This window comes from Arsenophonus sp. ENCA, assembly GCF_002287155.1.
GTDB lineage: Bacteria > Pseudomonadota > Gammaproteobacteria > Enterobacterales > Enterobacteriaceae > Arsenophonus > Arsenophonus nilaparvatae.
Genome location: NZ_NHNG01000031.1, coordinates 1 through 6,161, shown reverse-complemented (window position 1 = coordinate 6,161; position 6,161 = coordinate 1). Strand labels below are relative to the sequence as shown.

The following is a 6,161-nucleotide window of genomic DNA, read 5'->3' as shown; positions in this document are numbered from 1 at the left end:
TTGTTAACCATAATAAACAACTGAACAAGTTAGACATCTCAGAAGAAGGAACTCCAATACACTTACGAGGCTACGGTTGGGTGACTGTTTTCAAATTTACAGCCAAAAACGGCCGTATTGATTACATAGTAACAAACAAAGAGAATCCCACCCGTGAATACGTCAAATCTATCATGGATGCCCGTTGGTCTGTTGAAGTTTATCATCGAGAAGTTAAACAAAATTGTGGTATTGAACGCTGTCAGGCTCGCACGAGCCGAGCGCAAAGAAATCATATTTTTCTCGCTATTTCTGCGTGGTTTGAACAACATAAACGTCGTATATCTGAAAAAATAATCCTTTATCAACAAAATTGGGACGTAATCAAAAATGCTATTGCTGAGCACATCCGTGTTTTATTAGCGTACCCAAATTAGTTTTGTGCGAAACTCGTGTATGTGTAACTGAATCACCCTGACTTGTCCCAGATAGATCCAGTTTGTCCCAGGTAGATCCACATTTATCGCACGTTTCCCGTTTAAATATCTCACGTCCTATCAGATTGCTTATTTTACCCCGCATTATTGAACGCAATGTGACTGAGAGACAAACAAGAAATGGAGGAAGCTTATTTTATGTCACCGTTAAAGCCGAGTTTGATTTTATTGCCACTGAAGATGGTAGCAAACATACCGTAACCACATTTGGTGAGGCGATGGATGCTGGAGACAAAGCGACCAACAAAGCCATGTCCATTGCTTATAAATATGCAGCATTTTAGGCGTTTTGTATTCCAACAGAAGAAACGGCTATTGACCCTGACGCTGAAACCCATCAGGTTGTTTATAAATATGAAACATCGGCTGACGTCCTCAATGAATTTACAGGGAAAGCAACTTCATCAAAAACGGTTTTTGAATTAAAAAAACATTTCAGCACAGCATGGAAAAAATTGGAAGGAACAATTGAGCAGGCTAAAGCTAAAGAAGTTTATGACATGCGGAAATCAGAATTGGAGGACTTAAATGGCAAATCAGAACCAGTGTAACTTTACCGGACGCATCGGCAAATTAGAAATCCGCTATACCCAAGATAAAAATCCCATATCCGTATTTTCTCTCGCTATCAGCAAATCAAGAAAAGACAACAGCGGTCAATGGATTGATGACACAACATGGATAAATTGCAAGGCATTTAAACAAATAGCGGAATATATCAATAATCATGCACAAAAAGGCACTTTTGTTCGTGTTAATACTGCCTATCAAGAGAATAAATGGACAGACAAATCCGGTCAGCACAGGATATCACCCGAATTTTTAGTCAATGACATTGAAATATTAGGCAACCGAAAAGAGAAAAATTCGCAGGAAAGCCAAGATAAAACGAATGTGTCAACCACTAACCAGCCAAACAGTAACACAATTATCGAGCCCGATTTTGATGATTCTATCCCCTTTTAGACAAGGAGCCCTACCATGTGGATTTTAATAATGGCCATGTACGCCAGCCCTTACGCCTCAAATGACTTTGCAAGTGTCAATACTCAGGAATTTGACACTGAGAACATGTGCCAGTTCGCCGCTAAACAGTTTGAGCAGGAATTTGAAACTTTCAAGGATATTGACGCCAAAGCGATTTGCGTCAAGAAATAAGCCAATTTCAAAAGGTTCAACCATGAAACTTAACATCATCAAATTACTAATCATGACATTACTTTTTATCAGTGCAGCGTTTGGTTTTGAAATGCTAGTCGGACATCTTGCGCACGCCGATACCGTCATTAAGCCTGTTGCTCAATAGTGAAATAAAACTGCTTTCAATAAAAACAAGTTAGATACATCTAAAAAACACAAAAATARGTTATTTTTTAATCTTATATAGGTCATTTTTAATTCAAAAATTGATTATTTTATCATCAATAGCTGGTTTTTTTGTAAGTCACAATTAATTTTGCTATTGAGCAACAGGCTTATTTTCTGTGGTGCGCTCAAAGTATCATGCCGATGTTATAGGTGCTACGCTGATTGCGGTTAGCGGCATCTAAAAATATCGATTTTTTGGTGGTCACTACCATCTTATTTTCGGACAGCAATCCTTTTTCGATTAAAATATCACGGGTTTTGGCTGTTATCGCTTCTTTTGTTGGGTTATTCCCTGCCTGAATGATGACCTCTTTATTTAAGGCATCAAGGTTAGCAAAATGATTCGCAGCAGCCTGTATTCTGCTTGTTTTGTCCTGTTCAGGGATAAAATAGAGGTGTTTATCGGCATTGGATTCAAAAGCGTTAATCGGTTCAGCGCCGAGTGAGCGGGCTATTTCACTAGTCAGTCCTTTATTTTTACGGCTGGCGCTATCCAATGCAATAATCGTGTCACCCTCGGCATAGGAACGACCCAGTAATGCCGCTACTTTGTTAAGGGGTAGATGTTCAGACTGGTAAATCCCGATTAATTGCCGTTTGTGGTTGTTTTTCTGGGCGTCACTTAAATAGTCATCAATGCTGATGGTTTTTACTTTCTTATTGACCTGTTCTTGTAATTTATCGCTGATTTTTTTATTCGGCGTAATAATCAGGGTATTTAACTTATTTTCTTTAGCCAAGCCATGAAGTTCCTCGATAACCTGAACTTCATGGGCAAAACCGCCTTTAAGATTAACCAGATTAAATCTAACATTGTTTTGGGTAATATTTTTGGCTAATGCGCTTTCCTGTGTTGTTGTTAATTCATGTTTACTGTACCGCAACTGATGAATGAGTGTGCTCACCTCATTTTCCTGTTTAAGATGGTTTTCTGTGGTTAACAGCGTGCTTTCTGAATTAAGTGGCACCAGATTTCCCTGTTTAATCGCCTTGTTAATTTCCGCCCGTAATGTTTCTAATGTTTTCGGCTGGCAAGGGATGCGATTAATGACATGGGTTAATAATGCATCATAGGAAAATCGGGTGGTTTTATCTGACAGTACCTTAATGGATTGTGAGATGGCCTCTTTTAGGTTAACCACAGGCGTAGATGGGTTGAGGTTTTCTGCTTTTTTCACGTTATCGGCTGAATATCCCGTCTTGGCTAGCCTTGCTTGCCATTCTTTATGCAGTGTCTCGACATTGGTAAAGGTTTTTGCCTTACGGGTCGCTAACACAGCGGCACTCTTTTGTTTAGCGGAAGCGGTTTCGCCTACCGCCTCGACAACCTCTTTGTGCCTGGATGAAAAAGGTTCGGTTGGCACGCCTTCTATTTCCCATAAGCCATTTTTCCCTGTTGAAACAAAAGAAAATCCCTGCTTTTGCAAACTTTCCTTTAGGGGCTGGCGATAAATAGACCCAAAGGTGATCTGTAAATCGCGGATAATTTCGTTAAATCCATTACGATTGATGGTATCTGATGACAGTGTTTTCCAGCCTTTCTTATCTGACCAGGTGGCATTGATGAATAAGGCATGGGTATGTAAATTAGGGTCGAGATTGCGATTAGTGGTATGCATAAAAAGGGCAGCAATTGTATTGCCGGTCATTTCCGTTTGTGTGAGCCCTTTTGTCATTGTGCGGGTTGAGCTTATATTTTCAATTTCTTTGAGGGCTGATGCCACCGCTTGTTTATGTGCGTCAAGCACCGCAGTATTGCCTTCAACCAGGGCTAATACCGAGACACTTTTGGGGGCAGAAAAGGTTAAATCATAGCCTGGTCGATGCTGATTCTTACCCGTTTTATTAAAGGTTAACTGCGTGCCATCCGGTAGTTTCCCTTCCAGCATCTGCTTAAAGGTGTTTCTATCCACCGTGCCGGTTAATCCTAACCGCTCAGCGCCTTTACCAAACCACCCAGTCCCTTCTTCACCGACGCAGTAATAGTTGTCCTTTTCTTCATAATAGTTGGCACTGGCGGAAGCGCCCCCACTAGTGAGATTTTTAACCGAGAGCATAGGCTAAATCTCCTTTTCTGTGCTTTTTTCATGTTTTAGGTTGTTGTTTGTCTCCTGTGCTGGGTTATCCAAGTTGTTCTCTTCTGCTTCTAATACCGGTTTGCCGGTTTTTGCTGTGCCATAATCATTAACCGGCTCAACATAATGGGTCTGTTCAGCGGGATGTATTTCCATCGTCTGCGGGTTATTGGTCTGGTTTTGATTGTTTTGGTCTGATTGCGTGCGCCGACCGGTGACCAATTTATCCACTTTATTTTCAATCCCCGATTTATTCAGTTCCTGCTCAATCTGATTATCAAAAATGGCGGAGACATCGCGCTCAATTTTCCCTGCGGCAATCGTTTCATATTGTTTATATTCCAGGGTGAGTTTAACAATCGGCACATCGCCAAGCAGTGAAACAAAGCACTGCAAATCATCCAGATTCTGAATATCCGAGAAGCTGACAATTTTTTCACGGGTATCTTCTTTTGAAAAGTTCACGCCATCACGGATGGTATCGACCCCATAACTATACTGGTCTCGGAATTTCAGCAACCGGGTTTCGCCCAGTTCTTTTTGTACCCATTCCGCGACACTGCCACTGGGGGCACGAAAATACAAGGTGGTATTGACTAAATCCCAAATCGCCCGTGCTTCCTGAGCGCCATAGTTCGCTTCCAGTTGCGAGAAGTTTTGAATGCCGATAAGGGTTGCCCCACCAAACTTACGTGCTTCTGAGAGGTAATCCAGAATAACGGGCAGCTTATGAAGACTGGGCAACTCATCTAACACTGTCCAGATACGMCKTTCTCTGCTYGGKGKTAAYGCCAGYACSGATTGCATGGTGAKATTGAGCCAGGTGCTGATTAACGGCTTTAAGGCAGYATGYAARCGACCATCACTGGARATRAAAATCCASGCATCTTCATYGGCATTTTGYACCCATTCCCGAATRGAGAAAGGTGGCTTGCCTTCTTTTTCCAATCCCTGACAGTARCGCAASGCTTTSACRTARGCRCTTAACACRGTACGWATGGTCATGGCGGTTTTTTCWATRCTRCCATCGACYARATTAGCSGCATCRGTGCCCTGYACAAAATCATRCAATTCRGCSAGMGAAATSGACAATAACCGCTGTAATAATTTTTTWATCGARCGGTCAGGRTGTGAGCGCATATGCTCTGCGGTGGCAACAAAYAAYAGGCGAGCAGACATSAGCCAGAATGGGTCACCRCTTTTSGCATCGGGGAATAAGGGCAGCGCAAAGGTTTCAAAATCCGCGCGGTCTTGGCATTCWCGCCATAAATCCCAGTTCGGGCAACGTGCATCCATTGGGTTTAAGATAATATCTTTCCCTTCCCGATAAAAAAGCGGGATAAAGTTATTACCTTTATCGTAGACAATCGCTCTTTTTCGCTGTTTTCTTACCTGCGTTAACAGGTCATTAATGACGGTGCTTTTCCCTGTTCCCACGGTGCCATGCAGTCCAATATTTTGTTGTTCGCTGTTTTCAACCAGGTGTAAATCGCCGATTTTTAGCGATGAGAGTTTGCCTTTGGCTTTTAAAAACTGATTAATCTCTTTTACCGAATTTGCCAGATAGCGCCCACCGATAATCTCATTTTTCCGCTGCTGCGCCCCTTTTTTACCTAACCACCAGAACACCGCTACAATCAGACCTACAAAGGTAAAGGAGGCAACACCCCACGCCCAAAATGCCGCTTCTTTCAATAACACATAGCAATAAATAAAGTACCTATCGAGGCGTACCTCGCGGGCGGTTTTCTCAAATTCAACCACCTGACCGGTTCTTGGGTTTAACCAGTGAAAGGTGAAGGTGCCACCTTCACTGGTGCCAATCGCTTCCTGTAGCGGTATGACCAGTTTATCCATTGCCCAGTAAGCTAACCCGTGTATCATCTTCTCAAGCGGGATTTGAAAGGCGATGGTGGCAAAAAAGACCATCACCGTGGCGATAATTACCCAAAAAGCCACGATATTGGCAATCTGCATAAACATCGCCACCATGTATTTAATTACCTGACCACCCTGGGTCATGTTTCTGGCATCCAGACTCATAATCAAACGTTCCTTAGCGAGAGGAAGCCCAATTAGTTATCGAAAAAGCGTTAAGTTAACTGGGCTTATTATTTTGAGAGAAATTAAAGAATATTGGCGATACTTTTGGCTAACTGTTTCTCCAGTTCCGGTTTGGCTTCTTCAAATTTCAGGTTGACTTTGTTGGCATTGGACACAATTCGCGTTTGGTATTTATGAC

Annotated in this window: 7 protein-coding genes and 1 pseudogene; 5 read left to right on the top strand and 3 right to left on the bottom strand. The window is 42.1% G+C overall.

The annotated features are described in order from the left end of the window. From CBG25_RS00795 to CBG25_RS00775, 5 genes and pseudogenes are all read left to right on the top strand, one after another. A partial coding sequence (locus CBG25_RS00795) for a transposase (RefSeq protein WP_290603810.1) occupies positions 1–416 on the top strand: 416 nt, incomplete at its 5' end. Between the two features lie 107 nt (positions 417–523). After that, positions 524–1,027, top strand: a pseudogene (locus CBG25_RS00790) (ERF family protein). Further along, positions 1,005–1,442 carry a single-stranded DNA-binding protein gene (ssb, locus tag CBG25_RS00785; RefSeq protein WP_290603809.1) on the top strand — a complete coding sequence of 146 codons (438 nt, stop codon included), beginning with the start codon at positions 1,005–1,007 and terminating at the stop codon, positions 1,440–1,442. The pseudogene CBG25_RS00790 and the gene ssb overlap by 23 nt, the downstream one beginning before the upstream one ends. A 15-nt stretch (positions 1,443–1,457) precedes the next feature. Then, positions 1,458–1,634: a hypothetical protein gene (locus tag CBG25_RS00780; RefSeq protein WP_290603807.1), complete on the top strand. Its 177-nt coding sequence runs from the start codon at positions 1,458–1,460 to the stop codon at positions 1,632–1,634. Positions 1,635–1,656: 22 nt separating this feature from the next. Next, a complete protein-coding gene (locus tag CBG25_RS00775; RefSeq protein WP_290603804.1) occupies positions 1,657–1,782 on the top strand; it encodes a hypothetical protein in 126 nt (41 codons plus the stop codon). 187 nt (positions 1,783–1,969) lie between these two features. On the opposite strand, the gene mobF is transcribed toward CBG25_RS00775, so the two are convergent. The 3 genes from mobF to traT all read right to left on the bottom strand — a co-directional run. Beyond that, positions 1,970–3,901, bottom strand: coding sequence for a MobF family relaxase (mobF, locus tag CBG25_RS00770; protein WP_290603802.1), 1,932 nt, complete (start codon positions 3,899–3,901; stop codon positions 1,970–1,972). Positions 3,902–3,904: 3 nt separating this feature from the next. After that, positions 3,905–5,962 (bottom strand): type IV conjugative transfer system coupling protein TraD, encoded by a 2,058-nt coding sequence (gene traD, locus CBG25_RS00765; RefSeq protein ID WP_290603801.1) that lies wholly within the window; start codon positions 5,960–5,962, stop codon positions 3,905–3,907. Positions 5,963–6,045: 83 nt separating this feature from the next. Further along, a partial coding sequence (gene traT / locus CBG25_RS00760) for a complement resistance protein TraT (protein ID WP_290603812.1) occupies positions 6,046–6,161 on the bottom strand: 116 nt, incomplete at its 5' end.

Excerpts from the sequence above, each read along its gene's own strand:
- ssb (WP_290603809.1), top strand. The coding sequence starts at position 1,005 with ATGGCAAATCAGAACCAGTGTAACTTTACCGGACGCATCGGCAAATTA.
- CBG25_RS00780 (WP_290603807.1), top strand. The coding sequence starts at position 1,458 with ATGTGGATTTTAATAATGGCCATGTACGCCAGCCCTTACGCCTCAAAT.
- CBG25_RS00775 (WP_290603804.1), top strand. The coding sequence starts at position 1,657 with ATGAAACTTAACATCATCAAATTACTAATCATGACATTACTTTTTATC.
- mobF (WP_290603802.1), bottom strand. The coding sequence starts at position 3,901 with ATGCTCTCGGTTAAAAATCTCACTAGTGGGGGCGCTTCCGCCAGTGCC.